This is a genomic window from Actinomycetota bacterium, from assembly GCA_018830725.1.
GTDB lineage: Bacteria > Actinomycetota > Humimicrobiia > JAHJRV01 > JAHJRV01 > JAHJRV01.
Genome location: JAHJRV010000028.1, coordinates 1 through 20,387 on the forward strand (window position 1 = coordinate 1; position 20,387 = coordinate 20,387).

22 protein-coding genes and 1 pseudogene are annotated in these 20,387 nt (G+C 32.7%); 3 read left to right on the forward strand and 20 right to left on the reverse strand.

Annotation, left to right across the window (positions count from 1 at the left end; all coding sequences use genetic code 11):
- The 11 genes from KKC53_01225 to KKC53_01275 all read right to left on the reverse strand — a co-directional run.
- On the reverse strand, nt 1–608 hold a 608-nt coding region (locus KKC53_01225), incomplete at its 3' end, for a polyphenol oxidase family protein (GenBank protein ID MBU2597791.1).
- Between the two features lie 22 nt (nt 609–630).
- Nucleotides 631–1,821, reverse strand: coding sequence for a BtrH N-terminal domain-containing protein (locus KKC53_01230; GenBank protein ID MBU2597792.1), 1,191 nt, complete (start codon nt 1,819–1,821; stop codon nt 631–633).
- Nucleotides 1,822–2,067: 246 nt separating this feature from the next.
- Nucleotides 2,068–3,243, reverse strand: coding sequence for a winged helix DNA-binding domain-containing protein (locus tag KKC53_01235; GenBank protein MBU2597793.1), 1,176 nt, complete (start codon nt 3,241–3,243; stop codon nt 2,068–2,070).
- A gap of 341 nt (nt 3,244–3,584) precedes the next feature.
- Nucleotides 3,585–5,618 (reverse strand): acetate--CoA ligase, encoded by a 2,034-nt coding sequence (gene acs / locus KKC53_01240; protein ID MBU2597794.1) that lies wholly within the window; start codon nt 5,616–5,618, stop codon nt 3,585–3,587.
- Nucleotides 5,619–5,987: 369 nt separating this feature from the next.
- Nucleotides 5,988–6,101 carry a zinc-ribbon domain-containing protein gene (locus tag KKC53_01245; protein MBU2597795.1) on the reverse strand — a complete coding sequence of 38 codons (114 nt, stop codon included), beginning with the start codon at nt 6,099–6,101 and terminating at the stop codon, nt 5,988–5,990.
- Between the two features lie 175 nt (nt 6,102–6,276).
- Nucleotides 6,277–6,885 carry a uracil-DNA glycosylase gene (locus tag KKC53_01250; GenBank protein MBU2597796.1) on the reverse strand — a complete coding sequence of 203 codons (609 nt, stop codon included), beginning with the start codon at nt 6,883–6,885 and terminating at the stop codon, nt 6,277–6,279.
- Between the two features lie 188 nt (nt 6,886–7,073).
- Complete coding sequence (locus tag KKC53_01255) at nt 7,074–7,424, reverse strand: hypothetical protein (GenBank protein MBU2597797.1); 351 nt, start codon at nt 7,422–7,424, stop codon at nt 7,074–7,076.
- A gap of 83 nt (nt 7,425–7,507) precedes the next feature.
- Nucleotides 7,508–8,008: a hypothetical protein gene (locus tag KKC53_01260; GenBank protein ID MBU2597798.1), complete on the reverse strand. Its 501-nt coding sequence runs from the start codon at nt 8,006–8,008 to the stop codon at nt 7,508–7,510.
- A gap of 73 nt (nt 8,009–8,081) precedes the next feature.
- A complete protein-coding gene (locus KKC53_01265) occupies nt 8,082–8,765 on the reverse strand; it encodes a DNA alkylation repair protein (GenBank protein MBU2597799.1) in 684 nt (227 codons plus the stop codon).
- Between the two features lie 148 nt (nt 8,766–8,913).
- Entirely contained in the window at nt 8,914–10,038 is a 1,125-nt protein-coding gene (locus tag KKC53_01270) for a radical SAM protein (GenBank protein MBU2597800.1), read from the reverse strand.
- A gap of 124 nt (nt 10,039–10,162) precedes the next feature.
- A complete protein-coding gene (locus KKC53_01275) occupies nt 10,163–10,744 on the reverse strand; it encodes a hypothetical protein (protein MBU2597801.1) in 582 nt (193 codons plus the stop codon).
- Between the two features lie 259 nt (nt 10,745–11,003).
- Between KKC53_01275 and KKC53_01280 the strand changes: the two genes are divergently transcribed.
- The 3 genes from KKC53_01280 (at nt 11,004) to KKC53_01290 (ending at nt 13,718) form a co-directional block, all read left to right on the forward strand.
- The gene (locus KKC53_01280; protein MBU2597802.1) at nt 11,004–11,630 is read left to right on the forward strand and encodes a DUF2318 domain-containing protein; all 627 of its coding nucleotides are present in this window, start codon (nt 11,004–11,006) and stop codon (nt 11,628–11,630) included.
- A gap of 91 nt (nt 11,631–11,721) precedes the next feature.
- Nucleotides 11,722–12,396, forward strand: a complete 675-nt coding sequence (locus tag KKC53_01285) for an ABC transporter ATP-binding protein (protein MBU2597803.1) — start codon at nt 11,722–11,724, stop codon at nt 12,394–12,396.
- Nucleotides 12,397–12,479: 83 nt separating this feature from the next.
- On the forward strand, nt 12,480–13,718 hold the full coding sequence (locus tag KKC53_01290) for an ABC transporter permease (protein MBU2597804.1): 1,239 nt from the start codon (nt 12,480–12,482) through the stop codon (nt 13,716–13,718).
- Between the two features lie 79 nt (nt 13,719–13,797).
- On the opposite strand, the gene KKC53_01295 is transcribed toward KKC53_01290, so the two are convergent.
- The 9 genes and pseudogenes from KKC53_01295 to KKC53_01335 form a co-directional block, all read right to left on the reverse strand.
- Complete coding sequence (locus KKC53_01295; GenBank protein MBU2597805.1) at nt 13,798–14,016, reverse strand: hypothetical protein; 219 nt, start codon at nt 14,014–14,016, stop codon at nt 13,798–13,800.
- Nucleotides 14,017–14,034: 18 nt separating this feature from the next.
- Nucleotides 14,035–14,334, reverse strand: a complete 300-nt coding sequence (locus tag KKC53_01300; protein ID MBU2597806.1) for an ABC transporter permease — start codon at nt 14,332–14,334, stop codon at nt 14,035–14,037.
- The gene (locus KKC53_01305; GenBank protein ID MBU2597807.1) at nt 14,315–14,575 is read right to left on the reverse strand and encodes a hypothetical protein; all 261 of its coding nucleotides are present in this window, start codon (nt 14,573–14,575) and stop codon (nt 14,315–14,317) included. The genes KKC53_01300 and KKC53_01305 overlap by 20 nt, the downstream gene beginning before the upstream one ends.
- A pseudogene (locus KKC53_01310) lies at nt 14,572–15,507 on the reverse strand (ABC transporter ATP-binding protein). Before KKC53_01310 ends, KKC53_01305 begins: the two are co-directional and overlap by 4 nt.
- 294 nt (nt 15,508–15,801) lie before the next feature.
- Entirely contained in the window at nt 15,802–15,939 is a 138-nt protein-coding gene (locus tag KKC53_01315; protein ID MBU2597808.1) for a hypothetical protein, read from the reverse strand.
- 340 nt (nt 15,940–16,279) lie between these two features.
- Nucleotides 16,280–17,317, reverse strand: a complete 1,038-nt coding sequence (gene arsB, locus KKC53_01320; protein MBU2597809.1) for an ACR3 family arsenite efflux transporter — start codon at nt 17,315–17,317, stop codon at nt 16,280–16,282.
- A 395-nt stretch (nt 17,318–17,712) separates the two neighbouring features.
- Nucleotides 17,713–18,273, reverse strand: coding sequence for a TlpA family protein disulfide reductase (locus KKC53_01325; GenBank protein MBU2597810.1), 561 nt, complete (start codon nt 18,271–18,273; stop codon nt 17,713–17,715).
- A 171-nt stretch (nt 18,274–18,444) separates the two neighbouring features.
- Nucleotides 18,445–19,224 carry a 4Fe-4S binding protein gene (locus KKC53_01330; protein ID MBU2597811.1) on the reverse strand — a complete coding sequence of 260 codons (780 nt, stop codon included), beginning with the start codon at nt 19,222–19,224 and terminating at the stop codon, nt 18,445–18,447.
- 328 nt (nt 19,225–19,552) lie between these two features.
- Entirely contained in the window at nt 19,553–20,128 is a 576-nt protein-coding gene (locus tag KKC53_01335; protein MBU2597812.1) for a TlpA family protein disulfide reductase, read from the reverse strand.
- Nucleotides 20,129–20,387 lie beyond the last annotated feature (259 nt).

Sequence of the window (20,387 nt, forward strand, 5' to 3'; positions counted from 1 at the left end):
AAACCCATTTCTTTAAGTTGAATTGTGTTTGCTTTCCTTAGATCAAGTTGATATTTTCCTTCTTTACGAGAAGGAATTAATAAATCACTAAAACTATCCCACTCCTTTTCCAAGATTTCTTTGACATCTTCTCCAACTTCATAACATTTTGAGCATATGCAAGGTCCCAAAAGTGCAAATAATAAGGATGGTTTTATATCTAAAGAGTCTACTATCTCCAAAACAACCTTTTTTGTAAATTTTCTGATTACTCCTTTCCAACCAACATGAATAGCAGATACCACCTTCGCTTCTTTATCAAAAATTAAAATTGGTAGACAATCTGCTGTTTTAATGGTTAATAAAATTTTGGGAATAGTAGTAATGAGAGCATCGCCCACTAATATTTCACCAGGTACTTCTTTTAATAGATGAAATTTGTCAGAATGAATTTGCTTTAAAGAGATAATAGAAAAATTCTTTAAATTGAAATTCTCAATAAGAGCTTTTTTTGTCCAATTCTTAGTTGTGAACCCATAAACTATTGAATCAATATTTCTCAATTTTGGAAATGTGAAAAAACTTAACTTCTCTTTTTCTTCTAAAAAGTAACTAAATTTGTTTTTCATTTTATCTTTAAACTAAAATTCATCAGAAAATTTTAAAATCCTTTTGTTTGACAATATCATTCAATGTTTTAAATGCTTTTTCTTCAATTTCATAACAATTCAAAATCTTTTGTTGTAAATTAGCCAATAATGGTTTAAGATCCTTTTTCTTTAAATCTTCTTCTGCTTTTTTTACTAATTTATCTACTTCCTTGTTAATTTCAATCATGTTTTCCAAAGCTCCTCGTTTTTGTTCCTCAAAGATTTTATTTTTTTCAAAAGAAAGCTCTCTTATTCTTCTTAATGTAGACCATGAATCGGGAAGAGCCGCTGCTGCAATCTTACTCCATACTTCACCAGAATCCTCAAACATTTTAGCAACTTCATTTAATCTAGGATTATTCAATATGCTGCTAGATTCTTTAAGGAATTGAGCATACATTGGTCGGAAGGCACTGCCACCAGTGCCACCAATTTCGATATAAATAAATGTATTAAAAAGGCAACCAAATAAATCTAATCCCTTAAACTGTTCTGACCATTTTGGTACAATATTAGCCCATTTTTGTATTCCAGCAAGTCCAATATTTCTTATGGGTGGTTCTAACATATTCAAACAACAACCCCTGATGCTCTCTTTGATTCCCTTTTCTAGATTTCCTATTTTTGAAGGATATTTTATTTTCAATATTTTATTCTTTGCAGGAAATGGGGGGAATTTTGAACTACAGGCTTTCTTTAAATCTTCTATACTAGAAGTTACATAATTTTTACCACGATCTGATATATAGACTTTATTTTCTTCTTCATCTATGCCAAATACAACAATAGTATGTCCACCAAAATGTGCTATTTCAGGAAGAGCTAAATAGGGAAGATAGGGCATATCCACAAATACATATACGGGTTCACCATCACGGAGCATATTTTTTAGTTGTTCATGCCCTTTTCTAATGCTCGTTGTTTGAAATATTATTGCCTCTCCACCAATTCTTTCACATATTTTTATCAGGAATTCCTCACCTTTTCCATATCGAGTACCTATAAAAGGAGAGGGCATCACTTTTACATACCAATATATAAATCCAATACCTCCTCCCAAACCCAGTAGCATTTCTTCTGATAAATGGAGTCCGTGATAATCCAAAACATTTTTCAATGCAGCTGTCTGACAATGCTTTCCACCAAATTGATTAAATCCTTTAATTATCAATTTTTCTTTTTCCTTAGTCATTTTTTCACCTCTTATCATTTATATAACTTATTTAATATCATACATCATAGAAAATAATCCAAGATTAAGGAGTATTCATCTGTCCAAAATCCTATCATCAGTTATATCTATTTTTACAAAAATCTTAGTATCAAAATCTACCACTGGAAGAAAAACACTTTTTTATATTTCTTTCGTAGTTTCAATTCAATCCCTTTTAACATTGATTTCCAATTACTCATTTCTTAAACTCCCTTTATTGTTTTCCTAGCAACCTTTAAGAGGTGACATAAACCCTCCAAGGGTTCTTTCTCTTAAAGAAATCATGTGCTTGCATTCTTTAATATGAACTTCTTTATCTGCTATAAATTTTCCAATTCTGCTTGCTTCTGAATATATCCTTTTTAATAAAGCTTTTCCTACCTTCTTAAAAAGATATATTTTAACTGTTGATTCAGCCTTTTCTGTAAAATCCCAGACTCCAATCACTCTTCCATCAAGCAAAATTGTTGCTGCAGCATTACCAGAACGGTCAAAGACATTATCATAGTCTCCAGGATCAATATATCTCTCTCTTTCTTTATAACCCATAATATATGGATCTTGAACTGGTAGAAAATTCACAATTCCTTTTCGGCTAAGATTAAAATATTTTAGATTTCTTTTATCTGTTTTTAGTAATATAAAATTACCTTTCAAATTAGAAATATTAATAATTAATGTTTGTTTCTCTAATTCCTTTAATAATTGTTTAATCATTGTCTTTCCTAATCCTGTCCACCAGGAAATATCATTTTCAGTTACTGGTCCAAATGAACTTAAATATTGTTTAACTAATAATTTCACAGCTTCTTTCTCTTTTAATTTGTGTAAGTCTAAATCAGGAAAATATCTATTAAAAGAAAAATATGTGTGTAAGTTACTTTTCCAACCCTTTCTTGAAACTCCTCTAATTAATAATCCCTGGTCACACATTAAATTTACAATAGGAGAGGTATTAACCTTCGTCTTTAAAGCATTTTTAATCTCGGTTGTTGTCATTGCCCTATTATTTAAAATATCCAAAATTTGCTTAGAGATTTCTTTATATTCTTCTGATGAAACTCCTAGATAATGCATATAACGTTCAGAAACCAATATAAACATTTTTTTTGTTGCAGCATAAGCAACAGGAATCATTTCTTTTGTTAGAATGTGAAGTGTTTTTCGCATACAACGGATCTTTCCTAATCTTCTTCTTATATTAATCTCCTCTTCCAGTACATTTTTAGTAAAATTCTTTGTTCTTGCAAAAAGAGATAAGTAAGGAGTAGTAGAACCAGTTGCATGTAGACCACTTATATCATTAACTATCTTTACAATATCATCAGTCTTTGAATCTTCTGTTAAATGCTGTTTATGTAAAACAAATTGATTTGCTTTTTCTATACTGACTTCACTCATATTACTTATTTAAGTATTTATTATTAAATATTGATAATTATTGTTTAAAATTTAAAATGTTAAGTCTTTCTAGTGCTTTCAATGCAATTAATGTTATCCATTTGCTAGGTTTACCAGCTGTCTCTATGTTAGTTTGTATTCTCCCAGTAGGTGAACTCTCTAAAATCCATTTTCCATCTTTTTTTCATTAATTCCATTTTTTAAATTTCAAGAATTATTTATAATTTTTTACCTTAATTTTTGGCAGTCTGGACAGAAATAACAGGCTCCACCTAAATACTGGTCTTGTGTTAAAAGCCCCTTTACACTTTTTTTTCCTGAGTAAATATTTATAAGAAAATTTACTCTTGAACTATATTTTTAATTTCCTCAACAATTTCTGGATTAGCTAATGTTGTAACGTCCCCAATATCTAGTCCGTTAGAGATAGATGTAAGGACACGACGCATAATCTTTCCAGAACGAGTCTTTGGCATGTCAGGAACAATATAAACATTCCGAGGTCTTGCTATTGGACCAATAATTGTCTCGATAGACTTTTTAACTTTATCCTCTATTTTTCTGCTAGGCTTGTAACCTAGCTTAAGAGATACATAAATATCAGGTACTCGACCTTTTATCTCATCTGCTAAAGGTACAACAGCTGATTCTGCTATCTCTTGGACAACAAGACAAGCAGACTCTAACTCCTTAGTACCTAATCGGTGACCAGCTACATTAATAACATCATCCACCCTACCTAATATTCGATAGTATCCATCTTTAGCTTGCATACCAGCATCACTTGTAAAATACGGCCAGTCAATCCAATCTTTACTATTTTTATTTTTACAGTATTTCTCATAATATTGTGCAACATATCGCTTACGATTACCCCATATTGTTTGAAATGCACCTGGCCAAGGATTCCTTATACAGATATTCCCTGCTCTATTGGAACCTGTCATAATTTCATTTCCATTCTCATCGTATATTACTACATGTATACCTGGTACACCTGGACCTGTACTTCCAGGTTTCATTGGATGAAGTGCTGGCATTGTGCTACAAAGAAATCCTCCTGTTTCTGTCTGCCACCACGTATCAACAATAACAGCCTTCCCCTTACCTACAACATGGTAATACCATTTCCACACTTCTGGTTCTATGGGTTCTCCTACTGTTGTCATATGCTTAAAGTTATAATTATATTTACTCGGTTTATTAGGATCTGCTTTTCTTAACATCCGTATCGTAGTTGGTGCAGTGTGGAATATATTTACATCAAGCCGCTCAGCTATTCTCCACGGACGACCAGCATCTGGGTAGGTGGGTACACCTTCATACATAACACTTGTTGCAGCAAGTGCCAATGGACCATAAACGATATAGGAATGACCTGTGATCCAACCTATGTCCGCCATGCACCAGTAAACATCCTCTGGGTGAATATCCTGAACATATTTTGACGTACCTGCTACATAAGCTAAATAACCACCTGTGCTATGTTGACATCCTTTAGGTTTTCCTGTCGTCCCACTAGTATACATGAGAAAGAGAGGAGCTTCAGCTGGCATATGAACTGGTTCCACCTTTTTGCCGTGATAATTCTTAAGCACCTCATCCATAAAGTAATCACGACCTTCTATCATTGGTGTCTTGGAAACATACTTCCCAGGATAACGTCTCCAAACTAGTACTTTGTCTACAGCTTGACCTTTCTCTTGTGCTATTCTAACAGCTATATCAGCTTTTTCTTTGTGATCTAACAGCTTACCTGATCGGTAGTACCCATCAATTGTTATAAAGACATGACTTCCTGAATCTGCTATTCTTTCACCACATGCCTGACCACTAAACCCTCCATATACTTCAGAATGAATGATACCAAGTCTTGCACAAGCAAGCATCGTTATCGGGAGCTCGGGAACCATTGGCATGTGAAATGTGACTCTATCACCAGTTTTAAGTCCTGCAAAATCCTTGAGAAGTACAGCAAGCTCATTAACCCTAATATAGAGTTCCTGATAAGTTAAAAACACATAAGGTTCGTTCTCCGGTTCTGGTACATAAATAATTGCAGCCTTATTCTTATATTTAGCCAAATGTCTATCAACACAGTTATAGCAGGCGTTTATTTTACCACCAACAAACCATTCCCAGCAGGGAGCATTACTAGTATCAAGTGTTGTATGCCAGTATTTATACCAGGTTAGTAAATCTGCATATTCCTTAAAACACTCAGGGAAATTCTCCAAACTGAATCTTTCAAAGATTGAAGAATCAGTCATATTTGCTTGGGCAATAAATTGTGCTAAAGGATAATAATATCTTTCCTCTTGCCAATGAACTGCAATCTGTGCTTCACTGACTTCTACAGATTCCTCTTTTATCATTATGGCATCTCCTTGTTCATTTTTAGATTTTTTTAACTTAGTAATCTTTTAATTTATTAATTTTATAATATTTATGTCAAGATAACATAAATTTTTTAATATATTTCTAATTATTCAACATTCTCTGTATTACTTTACTTTCAAGCTCTCAAATTAAATTTTAATCTATCCAATGTACTAATCTTTTATTCTCATCAGTTACTAGGGAGTTAATATGATACTTGTTTTCTCCCTATTTTATAGCTTAGTGAAAGTTTCACCTATCTTGTTGGGAACAACAGATTTTCTCCAAAAGAAAAGATCAGAAAGTTTTTGATAAAAATTTAAAGAAGTATACCTATAGGGTCAGGTGGAAACAAAGTTGGATTCTTAACTTAATTTTTGGCAGTCTGGACAGAAATAACAGGCTCCACCTAAATACTGAATTTTTTCTATTTTACTACCACATTGAGGACAAGGATTTTTAACAGCATTTTTATCCATTATGCGAATATATTTTCCTCGATTGTTATAAAGATCATATTCATCATATCATCCACCTTATTTTATTGTTTTTCCTTTTAAGGTTTCATTAATTTGTTTGGCTAGGGTTACAAACTCAGGTAACTCAAACATTTCTTACCTCCATTAGGGTGAAGGTTTTATGAACACTTGCTAATTATTGGATTAATTTCATTGCCTCTTTAATATCTTCTGCAATCATCCTTCTTTTTGATTTCTCAATTAAATAATTTTTCCCTGTTGGTGTGTACGATGGAAAAACTCTTTTTTCTTTATAATAATATTCTTGATTTCTTATCTTATATGTAGAACCACTCGGAATAATTTTTTTCCCTACTTGCTTTTTCCAAATATAATTCATAGCTTTAATAGCTACATCACCCATAAGTAGAAAAACCCTTATATTGGGAAATAAATTTACTTCTTTTTCTAAAATTTTAGTACAATTTTTTATAGTATTAGTAGAAATCGCATATTGTATCTTTCCACATTTTATAGCAGTTGTTATATATATCCCTAAATCTAAAATTTCTTGCATAGTAGAAATATAAACACCTGCATCATTAAAAGCTTGGATGGTTGTTTTAAGATAAAAAGGATTATCTTTTGCATAAAAATAGTCTTCTTCATCAGCTGGAGGTGCTTCTGTTATCATGAATATTTGAATATTTAGTGGATTAATTCTCTTATATGAAACAAGATAACTATCTGCATTTATATCTTTACATTGGATATCCTTACATTTTATATAATCACAAACTTTCATACTAACCCTATTCTTTACTTAATTTCATTTAAAATTTTTTTACTTTTATTATATTCCCATTTATATTCTATTGTTTTAGCTGTTTTAATAGCTTGTTCCTTCCCTAATAGTTTAGAGACTACATACAATGACATATCAATTCCTGCAGATACTCCAGCTGATAAAATAAATTTACCATTGTCTAAATGTTATTTATAAATTATCATTTTTTCTTTCTCAAAATCACTTGCTTCACTTATTTTTTTAATAAGAACTTTATACTCTCCCAAGTTTTTATCATACAACTTGCTTGGTATCTTTTCAATTTCCTGTATGTCATCTTCAACATATACTACAATACCAACAATGTTATTATCTTTATTTATATTAATCCCTGCCCCTACAACTCCTTCAATATTTAAAATTTTATCTTTATTTAACTCAAGAATTTTAATTATCTTTGTATCCTGAGGAGTTATACCAAATTGAATGAGGAATATACTGATAATAATTATAATAGTAAGTAAAACTACAATCACAATCGCTATAATCTTTGTCATTTATTACCTTTTTATTAATAATTACAGTTTTGTTTATTAAACAAAAACAAGCAGTTATATTTTTAAATAATTTTTAACTTATATTATCCTTTAGCTTTAACCTTTAAAAAAATTAATCTAATAAGATAAGCTATTAATCCAATTAAGAATGACCAGGTGCAAAATGAATATATTTGTCTTACTGAAATAAGATTTAAAAATGGATTAATTTCAAGAGGATAAAATGGTTTCATATCTGTATGCATAAATGAGTCAAGAAGGAGGTGAAAATAAACTCCAAATAGAGAAGTCCACAATATTTTTAAAAATGATGAATCTTGTTTTAATTTAAATACAGCCAGTATTTGTTTAATATAATTTCTTAAAATATACATTATAATTGCAGTTAAGATTGCTAATATTGAGCCACCCAAAAAGCTATGAAAAAATCCATGTAGCGGATAATTTAGATTAAATAATATAACACAAATAGGTTCAATATCAACTATTACACTTGATACAAATAGTGTTGGAAAATCAAATATCTTAAAAAAAATGATTCCAATCCAGGAGCTTGGTCCCCAATGAAATGGTGTTAATGGCATAAATATTTCCTTTCTTCTATAAGCTGATTTTTACAAGTCATTCTATATAACATTTCATTATTTGTGAAATTTTTCAAACTTTTTTGGCTAATCTTTTTTGAATTTTTTCACTTGTTAATTCACGAATTGCATCAGAAGCAATCCAGCGGGCAGCTTTTGAATCCATTTTTTTAATTTCCTTTGCAATTCCAACTGCCTTCCTGTTCAAATTGAGATTCCGTTTTCCAATATTTCTTAATGCCCAATTGACTGCTTTTTTAACATAATTTCTATTATCTGTAGCTTCTCTAACAATACTAGAGAAAAATTCCAAAAAATTTGAATCTTTAGCATTTTTATCGTGCCATGCTAAACAAGCCACTAAAGCAAATCCTGCTCTTTTAACAAATTCTTCTTTTCTTTTACTCCATTCAATAGCTTTTTTATAAGCAAATTTGGTTTTATCAAATAAATTCATACAGAATTGGTCACAAATCTCCCAATAATTAAACTCTTTTACATATCTTTCCATTTGTTCTTCGGTAATCTTATCAGGATCATCAATCATACTTACAAGTATTCGAGTTTCACGGATATCTGATTTCCAGAGTTTTTGGGCAAGTTCATGGTTTTTTCCTATTTTTTTGGCAATCTTCCTAAGATTTGGAATTGAAACACCATAAGCTCTTTTAGCAGTAATTCCGTATTTTGCCATACCCTCTATTGCTTTAGGATTCGACAAAGACTTTAGTTTTTTAAGAATATCATCATATTGCATTTTTCACCTTGTTTATGCTTTTATGTAGATTTGTCAGGATCCTCCATGTTAAATTCTTTAAAAACGAATATCAATCTAAAAATTTACAATTTTTATTCACTAATTTAGAATTTACATGTTCTCTATTTTTTTAAAGCTTGATTTTATGTCACATCATTAATTTTTCATAATAGGATGAAGATCCTGTTTCGAGAATCTCTAATATAATACCTTCTGTTGTTTTGCCTACCCCTTTTATTTTTTGCAATTCTTCTTTCATAGTTGTCAATGGCTGTTTTAACTGTGAGATAGAATAAGCAGCATGTCCATAAGGTGATCTCTTACCTTTTAGTTTTAAAAGATAATCAATATGCTCTAAAATAACAATCACTAAATCATTTTCACTTAATATATCTTTATAAAGAGAAAGTGGAATACGCTTTTGTATCTTATATTTTTTAGCAATTTTATTGAATCTTGAATTTATTAAACCATAATATTCATCTGTTGCTTCTCCCCACTTGTTTTCTTTATATATATCTTGATATTTCTTTATTAGTTTTGGATTATACTTATTTAACACATTGAAAAAGTAATCTTTCTGCTTACCCTCTTTTAGGGTCATTCCTCCAAAGATTATAAAGTCCAGACCTACATCCTTTGCTTTACTTATAGATCTTTCCATTAATTCTAATGTATCAGTTATAAAGGGAGTAACAGGAAGTAGAAACATACCACATGCTATTCCTTCGTCCTTTAAAAAAGCTAATGTTTTTAATCTCTTATTTGGAGATGGGACACCAGGTTCAAAGATAGCGCTTATCTTATCATCTACTGATAAAAAACTGAAACTCACTATTGCTCTACTTTGTCTATTGATTTTTTTAATAATATCAATATCCCTTTTAATTAGTGTTGATTTAGTAAGTATATGCACTGAATAATTGTATTCATACATTAGTTGAAGTGCTCTTTTAGTTAATCTATACTTCTTTTCCAATGGTTGATAACTATCACCAACTCCACCACCTACCATCATAAAACTTCGCTTGAAGGGTTTACGCTTTCTTTTTGGGTCTAATTCCCGTTTTAACAACTCAATGGCATTCACTTTTACAGTGACATCTTTCCCAAACTCTCCTACAACATAATAACCTTCTGCTCTTCCATCACAATATGTACAATTATGAGCACATCCTCTATATAGATTCATTCCGTAATGGGAGATAAACCACGAATCAATTTTTTTATGTTTCCTTAATATAGATTTCGCTTCAACTTCTCTTATAGTCACTTCTTTTATATATCCTTTTTTTATATTTATATCCAATCTTTTTTTATAGCTTTTAATTTTTCAAAAATTCCTTTTTTTTCTGATATTATTTACAATCTCTTTATTTAACAAATATCTAAATTTGTTATAATTTCTTAACTCTCTTTGCTATGAGATTTTTTATTTTCTCATAGGATGGTGGTTGTCCAGTTCTCACCTGTTTTTTGTCTATGAACAATGCGTCTGTAATGCCCCACTTTAAAAAGACCTCTCTATCGAATGTGCCAATCTCTTGAAACACCACCTTATCTCCAAACTCTAATGCAGCTCTCTTTGCTCTTTCAAAAACTATATTCTGAGCAGGGCGCCATCCGTTCAGGAATGCTGTTACAGTTACCTTGCCAGGTGTGGTTTCAGGTTTTTTCTTTTGTTTAATGCATTTAGAAAATTCTTTTTTTAATTCTTCTCCCTTCCAATCTTTTGGCAGGAAAGTTTTTGGAAGTAGGGGGTTTTTAAAAAGAATATTAACTATTTTGTTTACAACAACCATCTTTCCAACTAAAACCTGCGAAGGAGAGAGTAACTTCTTCTTATCTCTGCTCCTTTTGATAATCATAAGACCATTTTTAAAACTTTTATTAATTTCATTTAATTTCCAGAGCTTCTCTACTTCTTCTTTTGTAATGTTATTAAAATAGAACTCTATAATTTTACAGTATTTATTCATAAAAATACTTTTAAGGCGATTTTCCTTTTTATCATAGTGCCAACCTTTCAGCGCCTTTGATGATCATATTATCAGAATGTCATTACTGATATTTATAATTGTTTACATAGAGTGCACATACACTGAGAAAACATGATATATTATATGCCAGAGGATGAATTTAAGCCTTGGATGTTTGACAATTATAAATTGATTATAGTATATTTTAAACTTAAAAATATTAAGTAAAATTAGAAAAAACAAAAAAGGATAGAGAAAAATGGGTATACAAAAAAGAAAACAGGATAAGAAAAGAGAGAGATTTATTAAAAATAAAAAAGAAAAGAAGGGTTTTGAATTTAAGGCAATATATATAATTCCAATATTAATTATTGGTGTTATTGTTTTTATTACGCTTCTTAGAGGGAAAGTTGTAAAGTCACCACCACCTCCTCCTCCACCTCCTAGTAACGGAAATCCTGCTACTGATAGTGGAGATACAGTCAAAACAGAAGATCCAAATAGCTTATACTTCCCAATATCAAAAATAAATGACGGCAAAGCACATTTCTATGAACACCAATCGTCAACAGGAAAAACAATAAAGTTCTTTATACTAAAATCAAGCGACGGAATATTTAGAGCAGCATTTGATGCTTGTGATGTTTGTTTTAGAGAAGGGAAGGGCTACAGACAGGAAGGTGATTATATGATATGTAACAACTGCGGTCGAAAATTTTTATCAACAAAAATAAATGAGATAAAAGGTGGTTGTAATCCTGCACCCCTTGATAGACACATGGAAGATGCAAACAATAATGAAGTAGCACTAGAATCATGGACAGAGGACGGTTATTTGGTGATAAAAAAATCAGACATTGAAGCACAAGGAGCAAAATACTTTTAGTTCCAAAATGGCAAAGATGAATGAAGGAAATATATTCCTACCTTAAGGCACAAAGTATTGGTTTAAAATATTATTAACAGAAAAAAGAAAAATGTCATTAATAAAATTTGAGAAAGTATGCAAGATATATAAAGAAGGCGATGATATAGTTCGAGCTTTAAATAATGTAAGTTTTGAAATAGAAGAAGGCGGATTCGTATCAATAATGGGTCCATCTGGTTCTGGAAAAAGCACACTTTTGAGTGTTCTTGGGGTATTGAATACCCCAACAGACGGGAATGTATTTGTTGATGACATAGCAGTCTATAATTTAAAGTTAGAAAAACAGGCAGATTTTCGTTCTGAATATATTGGTTTTATCTTTCAAGCATTCCAGTTGATTCCATACTTGACTGCAGTAGAAAATGTAATGCTACCACTTACCATAACAAAAATATCAAGTAAAAAGCAAGGAGAAAGAGCGAAAGAAGTACTTGAAAAAGTTGGTTTAGGAGATAAAATAAATCGGCTTCCAAATCAACTATCTGTTGGAGAAACACAGAGAGTTGCAGTTGCAAGAGCAATAGTAAATGAACCCCCAATTTTGCTTGCAGATGAACCCACTGGTAATCTTGATTCAAAAAATGCTGATGGTGTGATGGAATTACTTAAAAAATTAAATCAGGAAGGAGAAACAATTATTATGGTCACACATGACAAAAATATTGCAGAGCATGCAAATTACACAATACAATTAAAAGACGGACAAATTGTAAATAGAATATAAAAAGGAATATAAAAATTTATTACTTTATTATTATTTTTTTATTAAAAAATTAAAATAAAAATCAAAATAAGATAAGTAAATAAATGAAACTAAAAGACATATCACTGGATTATTTAAAGAGAAGGAAATCAAAAATGGCATTCCTTATTATTGGAATGGTAATTGGTATTGCAACAATTGTTACAATTTTTACAATAACTGAGGCAATGCAGGAAGGTATCCAGAAAAACATGGATGAATTCGGAGCAAACATACTGGTCATTCCAAAGACAAATATTTTATCAATGTCTTACGGTGGAATCTCAGTTCCTGGGGCACAGTATGATATTCAAGAAATAAAAGAAGAAGAATTAGATAATATTTGGACAATAAAAAATAAAGAAAATTTAGCAATTGTTTCACCTAAATTATTGGGCGCAGTGGATTTGGGAGAAGAAAAGGTATTAGTTGTGGGCGCAAATCTTACAACTGAAATAGAACTTAAAAAATGGTGGGAATTTACAAATGATAGCGATATAGAACTCATAAGGATTGAAGAACCAAGTCCGGTTAATCCAACAAGAACAACAACAGTAACTAAGGTTACAGAAAGATTAAAAGAGAATGATGTCATAATTGGATCAAGAGTAGCAAAGATATTAAATAAAAAGCCAGGCGATAAGATAAATGCAAATAATCAGGAATTTAATATTAAAGGTGTGTTAGAGAGAACTGGATCACAGGGGGATGATTCAGCTATATTTATGGAGCTTAAGATAGCACAGAAATTACTTGGTAAGGAAGGAAAAATAACCCTTGTTGAGGTAGCTGCAATCTGCTTGGGATGTCCTGTTGAAGAAATGGCTCGTCAGATAAATGAAGCAATACCCGAAGGAGAAGCAACTCCGATAAAGCAGGTTGTGAAAGAAAGAATGCAGACTATACAGCAACTAAGTAATTTTGGGTTTGCTGCAGGTATAATTGTTCTTATTATTGGTTCATTAATTGTTTTTACAACAATGATGTCATCGGTTAATGAAAGAACTCGCGAAATTGGAATTTTTAGAGCAATTGGTTTTAGAAGGATGCACATTACAAAGATAATTCTGATGGAATCATTAATATTAAGTTTTATATCAGGTGTTGTGGGATATACTCTTGGGATGGGTGCAGCATTACTTGCAGGCTCAATGATGGTAGGAATGGAGGTCTTAATACTATTTGATTTATATTTAGCAGCAGGGGCATTAGGACTTGCAATTTTTGTTGGAACTGCTGCTACAATTTATCCTGCATTAAAAGCATCAAACATTGATCCTGCAGAGGCGTTAAGGCAGATTTAAATTTAATTTTACTTAAAGGGTTATTACTTATTTTCTCAACCTTCTTTAGACAGCCTCGCCGACATAAAATATCTCCCTTTTAATCAAGAATTAATTTTTCCCGTTTAAACCGTTTCATAGCAGCCAATAATAATATAATGTCAAGAATAATTAGAATTACTATAACAATGAGTATAATTGTATTCAAATTGGCATTCTTTATTACTTGAGCTAACCAATCCCTCCATTCTTTTGTTAGTACTCTAATTATCAACATAAGACCAAAGCTAAATAGACATATTGGTATCATAATTATCATACTTAAAGTCTGCTGTGCTTACCTAACAGTTGGTGCTCTTAATGATATAAAAAGCCCTAAAATAGTTGCAAACCCTGCAAATAGAAGACTCAAAACAACAGCACCTAAAAAAATATTTGCAGGATAAACCAGAAGTTCTCCATTCCAATGACTCAAATTAATTGACACCAACCCTAATAAAAGACATATCATAGTTAGTCCCCAACTATATCCTATAATTGCACCCATCTTACCAAAAAGAATTGCCTTATCTGATAGTCTACTGGCTAATAGTGTTTCTAATGTATGCCGCTCACGCTCACCAGCGGCAGGAGTCAGCGACTACAGCCAAGACCAGTACAAAGGGTATAAATGCATATTCAATCAGGCTAAAAGGTAATTCTACCCATTTGCGTCCCATTTGTAAGGGCATTAGTACCCCAAGTACACCGAGTAAAATTAAAAAACTTAGAATGCCACTACCCAATTTAAAACGTCCTGTTCCTCTTTGAAATCCGCTCTGTTGGAGAAGAACTTCTTTCCATTCTTTCCATATTATTGTCTTTATATCTCTAATCATTTCTCTTCCTCCTTTATAAGTGTCAGAAAGACTTCTTCAAGACTGGCTTTACCCTTGTGTACTTCTTCTATCTCTACTTTTTCATTTACCATAAGGCTTACAATTGGCGATGTATCCACATCTTTTACTAATTCAATAAGAAGATGATTATTTCTTAAACTAATATCTGAAACTTCCTCTCGTTCTCTTAGCAAATTTAATATTTTTTCATTAAACCCCCGTCCAATAATCTCAATCTGTGGTTTACCAATCTTTGTCCTTAATTCATCAGGGCTTCCTACTGTTAATAGTTTCCCCTTATTAATTACAGCTACTTAATCATATAACTTTTCTGCTTCTGTTAGATTATGAGTTGTAAGAAAGATTGTTACATCCTCACTATCAGCCAGGTTAGCTAAGTCCTCACGCAGAGCTGCAGCTGCTATTGGGTCAAGACCAGCTGTTGGCTCGTCCATAAATACTAAAGAAGGATGGTGAAGTAATGCTCGAGCCACAGCTAATTTCTTTTTCATCCCATGACTCCACGTCCCAGCTTTTTCATTCCGTCTTTCCCATAAACCTAGGTTAATTAATAGTTCTTTGATCCGATTATTTCTCTTATCATGTGACAAATGCCAGATACGACCGTAGAATTCTAAATTTTCTTGAGCAGTCAACCTTTCATAAATGCTTGTGTGTTCAAGTAATGCTCCTGTTAAGTTTCGAATCTCATCTGCCTGTGTTTGAGTGTCAAAACCTAATACATTTACCTTTCCATAGGTTGGTTTCAATAGACCTAACATTAGGCGAATAGTTGTTGTCTTACCAGCCCCATTTGGACCAAGAAAGCCAAAAACATCTCCTCTTTGTACCTCTATATTGAGATTTTCCACAGCTCGTACTGTTTCAAAATCACGTGTTAGGTCCTCAGCTTGAATTGCTATATCATTCATTTAAATACTCCTAAAGATAAATAATTTGTAATTAAGATATTATAAATTAAAAAAATAATTAATAAAAACATTTTTAATATTATACATATTATTAATATTAATAGTATTATTTATATTTGATTGGTAATTATCTCATAAAAATATTTAATGTCAAGTAAAAAATAAAAAAATAATATTAGTAATTCTTAAATAGAATAAATGTAATGAGTATGAGAATAATATTTAGATATAATGATTATGAGTAGAATTTTTGGTAGTTTTTATATCTAAAATGAAGAAATTAACTTTTTATTTTTATTGGCTTATATCGCCCAGCAAGTTTTCTAATGCAGTAGATAGAGGTGCATCATCATGACGGGAACCACAACAACAACGCCTTCGATAATCTGTGCCTGATGCATGGCAACTGTCACGACATCGTTCATGGCTCAAGGTGCCTATGACAAAGGCCCGTATCCTGAAGAGCTATGTGAGGGGAAAGCTCTCACGCGTGGTTCGAGAGTGGCGGCGGGGTGGGCAGCCACTCCGCTAACTCTGTAGAGACCCTTCCAGGCGGAGTCTGTGGTTTCAACATGTGTAATTTGATTCATCGTTTTTATTCATGCTTTCCTTTCTGTCCGAGAAGCGGCTGGCGCTTCACCCGCTTGGCGGATGCGGGAAACCACCTTCGCCACACGACCAACTACAAAGCGCGTGGAAAACTTGGAAAGCGCCGAGATTAGCCAAGTCGTGTGCAAGCACGGGTTAGCCCGCCTTGCTTTCGTAGCCACGACTAACCCCGTCCCCTGGAATCATATGCCGCAGCCCCCTCAAATCTATTCCAAAAGTTTCTTCTCCGTAGGGCTTTGCCCAGGAAGACCAGGCCCAACATGATTGGCACTTCCCAAAACAGACCCATCGTGGTTCCCAGCGCTGCATACGAATCGACACCGTACATCGCTATCGCGGTGGCAATGGCGATTTCAAAGTGGCTCGAAGATCCAATGATGACCGTGATTATGGCCTCCCTATATTTCAGTTCAAAGACCCTGGTGATCAAAAGATTGAGCCCGACCACGATGATGAAACCAAGCAGCAGTGGGACCGAGACCAACAACAGTTGATCGAAGTGATCAAGCAAAACTTGCCCATTCAGCGAAAAGAGCACGATGAGCGTCATCAACAGGGCCACGATAGCGATCTTGCCGACAGTAGGACGATATACATTCTCGAACCACGGTTCCCCTTTGGCCCTGATCAGAACCCTCTTACTTACGATTCCAAGGATCAGTGGAATTCCAATAAAGACGAACACTGAGATAGCCAACAACCCTCGATCTATGGGGATGTTTTGAATGCCTGTTAGTAGTGAAACGATCGGCACGTAAAGCACCATAATGGTGACAGTATTCAGGCTCGTGTTGACTACGTTCTGCTCTTGGTTCCCTTCGGCCAGCTTGCCCCAAACGAGGACCATCGCAGTGCATGGGCTCGACCCCAGCAAGATGACGGCGACGATAAGTTGTGCGTTTCCCCGCAAAAACAGATATGCCAGCCCCGCTGCGACCAAGGGCGCGATCACCCAATTGGAGAACAGGGTCATTATGATCGGTTTTGGGCTATTCCTCAACTTTTTCAGTTCGGATACTTGTAGATTGAGCACAGCCGGGTACATCATCAGAAACAGGCAGATGCCAATGGGGATCGAAATCCCACGGATTTGCCAAGAGACGATGGCCTCACTGATGCCGGGTATTGTTTTGGAAAGTACAACCCCAATAACCATGCAAAGCGCGACCCATAAAGCAAGATACTTCTCGAATTTACTCATCGTGTTGTCTCCTTTGTCTAATGTCCTTTTGAAGCTTGAATAGAGGTCCTGGGTATCCACGTCGGTGCGATGTTCACATCCAAGTCTACAACGAAAACCCGAAAACATCAACTCCGACCCCCCAGGTGCTGGAGCATGAGCATCACCCTATGGCGTGAGAATAGCCATCAATCGTCAGGAGCAAGGGTGAAAAGATGGTAAGTCGCGAGCCAGACGAAGCGACCCTGTTGAGCAGGTTGCTATGGCCAATGCAAATGAAGGTGTGATAAGGCGTCGTCAGGGAGAACCTACCTACGCTGGTTATCAGACAAACCTAAAAGGGGTTAGAAATAATGATTCTGGGTAGAATTTTTGGTAGCTTTTATATCTAAAATGAAGAAATTAACTTTTTATTTTTATTGGCTTATATCGCCCAGCAAGTTTTCTATTTCAGAAATTAATTCTTGCTCATCACCAACCCTGTATCCTCTGTGTGCATAACATACAATACCTTGTTTATCTATGAGTACAACATAAGGAATCCAGCCACCACCATAAGAATCTGTCATTTCTTTATTTTCCATTGCAACTGGAAATGAGTAATCATTCTCATCCATAAATGAGATTACTTTATCTATATTATTGTCTTTATTAATTGTTAATACAACCAGTTCATCTTCATTATATTTTTCATGAATGGATTGTATCACTGGTAGTTCTTCTTTGCATGGTGGGCAATATATCGCCCAGAAGTTAATGAGTACTACCTTACCTTTAAGTTTATTCAGAGTTACTATCTCTTTCTTCAAGTTCTCAATTTTAAAGTCGGGAGCCTTGCTACCTGTCTTTAGAGAATGTGTCATATCATAAATGCGCATCTCAATATTTTTTCTCATTATCCAACCTACACCAATAAGGATAATGCTTAATAAAAACACTGTTATAACCTTAATATATTTGTTTCTTCTTCCATTCATTTCTAAATCTTCATTATTTTTGGAAAAATTTTATAATTAATGATAATATGAACTTTTATTATTATTTATATTAATCTTTTTTCATAATTTAAAATTTCATAGTTATTACTAAAATAAGTCATTTTGAAATTCTTTTTATGTAATTAATATTAAGATAAACATCTTTTATTTCTAAATTTTGATTGCATTCTTTGGGCACGCTTTTATACATTCCATACATCTAATGCATTGGCTTTGTTGTGAACCCCCTAAAACATCTATTTCCATTGGACAAACTTTATTACAAATGCCACAATTACTACATAATTCCTTATCTATTTTGAACTGAAATGCACTAATTCGGTTAAATATAGAATAAATAGCACCTAAAGGACAGATAAAACGACAAAATGGTCGCGATGTTACAATCGCCCATATTAAAAAGAAAATTAGAATTAAAATTTTTAACCAGAAAAGAGTTCCAATTAGTTCACGAAGATCTGGTTGTAAAATAAGCCATGGTATCCCAGCTTGTATTGTTCCAACAGGACATAGCTTTGAAAACCATGGCTCAAAAGTGATATATGGAATAATTACAACAAGTATTATTAAAACAGCATATCGTAGCCACCCAAATCTGTTTGAAATATGGAGTTTTCTTACTTTAATTTTGTGAAGTAGGTCTTGTAAAAAGCCAAAAGGACATAGCCAACCACAACTCATCCTCCCTAAAAAAGAGCCAATTAATCCGAGGATGCCAATAGTGTAAAAGGGGATTTCGCGAATTATAATAAAATGTTGTAATGTACCTATTGGACATGCAAAAACTGCAAATGGGCAAGCGTAACAATTAAGCCCAGGGCATGGAAGAATCTTTAGACCAGGGAACAAAAATGAATTCCAAAGTCCAAAGGTTACTAACTGAATGACCCATCTCTTTATTTTTAATAGAAAATTCACAATATATTTCATCGCTACTTTAAATGATTAATTCTTCTTACAACTCTCTTATTAAATGAGGGAAAATATTAAATACTTAACAAGATGAGTTATCCACCTCAATTATTATTATTCCAATCCCATACAGGATAAGCATAGTGTTATTGCATTTTTGTATACTGTCACAAATTCCTTACGAAATAGCCCAAAAATTAATAGACAAATAAAAATGAGCATAATAATATGATACTTTTTTAATTTCATTTGTTTATCTCTACGCTTTCTTGATTTTATTGAAAAATCCATAATCTATAGATGTAAAAAATCCTTATTTTAATTTATGAAATGGTGTTTTTCAATTTTATTTGCTTGTCTCTTCTAACAGCTTCTCAATCTCATTAATCAATTTTTGTTCACTGCCTTGGCGGTAACCCAATTCTGTATAACGAATAGTGCCTTCCTTATCAATCAGTACAACAAATGGAATGGCGTGTGCACCATAATCATTTGATACAGTCTTATTTCCTATTAAAACAGGAAATGTATAGTTATTTTCTTCAATAAATGATTTTATTTTTTCTTCCTTTTCTGAAACATTTATTGCCAACACAACAAGACTTTCCTCACCATACTTTTCATGTATAGATTGAATGTAAGGTAGTTTCCCAACACATGGTTTACACCATACTGCCCAGAAATCAATTAGTACTATGTTCCCTTTAATCTGGCTCAATTCCACATCTTCACCATTAAGGTTCTTTAAAGTAAAATTGGGAGCTTCAATACCTGTTTCAATAGATTTGGTTCCCATAATAGATGGGAATTCACTAAATTTACTTAGAATATTCTGTATAAAAAGGAAACCCAACGCAAAAACTACAACTATAAGAATTGCTACAATTATTAATATTATTATTCCCTTTTTTCTGTTATCCATTCCTTAAACTCCTCGTATAATTTTAAATGCTGTTTTAACATTCTTTTTCTGTATTTAATATTTAGTATATAGATATTCTCATAATCTATAACCATTATTTTTTAAAATATATTTCTTCTAACATATATTTCTATTAACAATTTACTTTATTTAAAAGAATTGATTTCCCCAATATATTTATATAGAAGTTTTACAAATATTTAGATTTAAATATTCCATATTATACAATATTTCTAATTTCATACAAGACCACTCTTTA

Excerpts from the sequence above, each read along its gene's own strand:
- KKC53_01230 (MBU2597792.1), bottom strand. The coding sequence starts at position 1,821 with ATGACTAAGGAAAAAGAAAAATTGATAATTAAAGGATTTAATCAATTT.
- KKC53_01235 (MBU2597793.1), bottom strand. The coding sequence starts at position 3,243 with ATGAGTGAAGTCAGTATAGAAAAAGCAAATCAATTTGTTTTACATAAA.
- acs (MBU2597794.1), bottom strand. The coding sequence starts at position 5,618 with ATGATAAAAGAGGAATCTGTAGAAGTCAGTGAAGCACAGATTGCAGTT.
- KKC53_01245 (MBU2597795.1), bottom strand. The coding sequence starts at position 6,101 with ATGGATAAAAATGCTGTTAAAAATCCTTGTCCTCAATGTGGTAGTAAA.
- KKC53_01250 (MBU2597796.1), bottom strand. The coding sequence starts at position 6,885 with ATGAAAGTTTGTGATTATATAAAATGTAAGGATATCCAATGTAAAGAT.
- KKC53_01255 (MBU2597797.1), bottom strand. The coding sequence starts at position 7,424 with ATGACAAAGATTATAGCGATTGTGATTGTAGTTTTACTTACTATTATA.
- KKC53_01260 (MBU2597798.1), bottom strand. The coding sequence starts at position 8,008 with ATGCCATTAACACCATTTCATTGGGGACCAAGCTCCTGGATTGGAATC.
- KKC53_01265 (MBU2597799.1), bottom strand. The coding sequence starts at position 8,765 with ATGCAATATGATGATATTCTTAAAAAACTAAAGTCTTTGTCGAATCCT.
- KKC53_01275 (MBU2597801.1), bottom strand. The coding sequence starts at position 10,744 with ATGAATAAATACTGTAAAATTATAGAGTTCTATTTTAATAACATTACA.
- KKC53_01280 (MBU2597802.1), top strand. The coding sequence starts at position 11,004 with ATGGGTATACAAAAAAGAAAACAGGATAAGAAAAGAGAGAGATTTATT.
- KKC53_01285 (MBU2597803.1), top strand. The coding sequence starts at position 11,722 with ATGTCATTAATAAAATTTGAGAAAGTATGCAAGATATATAAAGAAGGC.
- KKC53_01290 (MBU2597804.1), top strand. The coding sequence starts at position 12,480 with ATGAAACTAAAAGACATATCACTGGATTATTTAAAGAGAAGGAAATCA.
- KKC53_01295 (MBU2597805.1), bottom strand. The coding sequence starts at position 14,016 with ATGATAATTATGATACCAATATGTCTATTTAGCTTTGGTCTTATGTTG.
- KKC53_01305 (MBU2597807.1), bottom strand. The coding sequence starts at position 14,575 with ATGATTAGAGATATAAAGACAATAATATGGAAAGAATGGAAAGAAGTT.
- arsB (MBU2597809.1), bottom strand. The coding sequence starts at position 17,317 with ATGAGTAAATTCGAGAAGTATCTTGCTTTATGGGTCGCGCTTTGCATG.
- KKC53_01325 (MBU2597810.1), bottom strand. The coding sequence starts at position 18,273 with ATGAATGGAAGAAGAAACAAATATATTAAGGTTATAACAGTGTTTTTA.
- KKC53_01330 (MBU2597811.1), bottom strand. The coding sequence starts at position 19,224 with ATGAAATATATTGTGAATTTTCTATTAAAAATAAAGAGATGGGTCATT.
- KKC53_01335 (MBU2597812.1), bottom strand. The coding sequence starts at position 20,128 with ATGGATAACAGAAAAAAGGGAATAATAATATTAATAATTGTAGCAATT.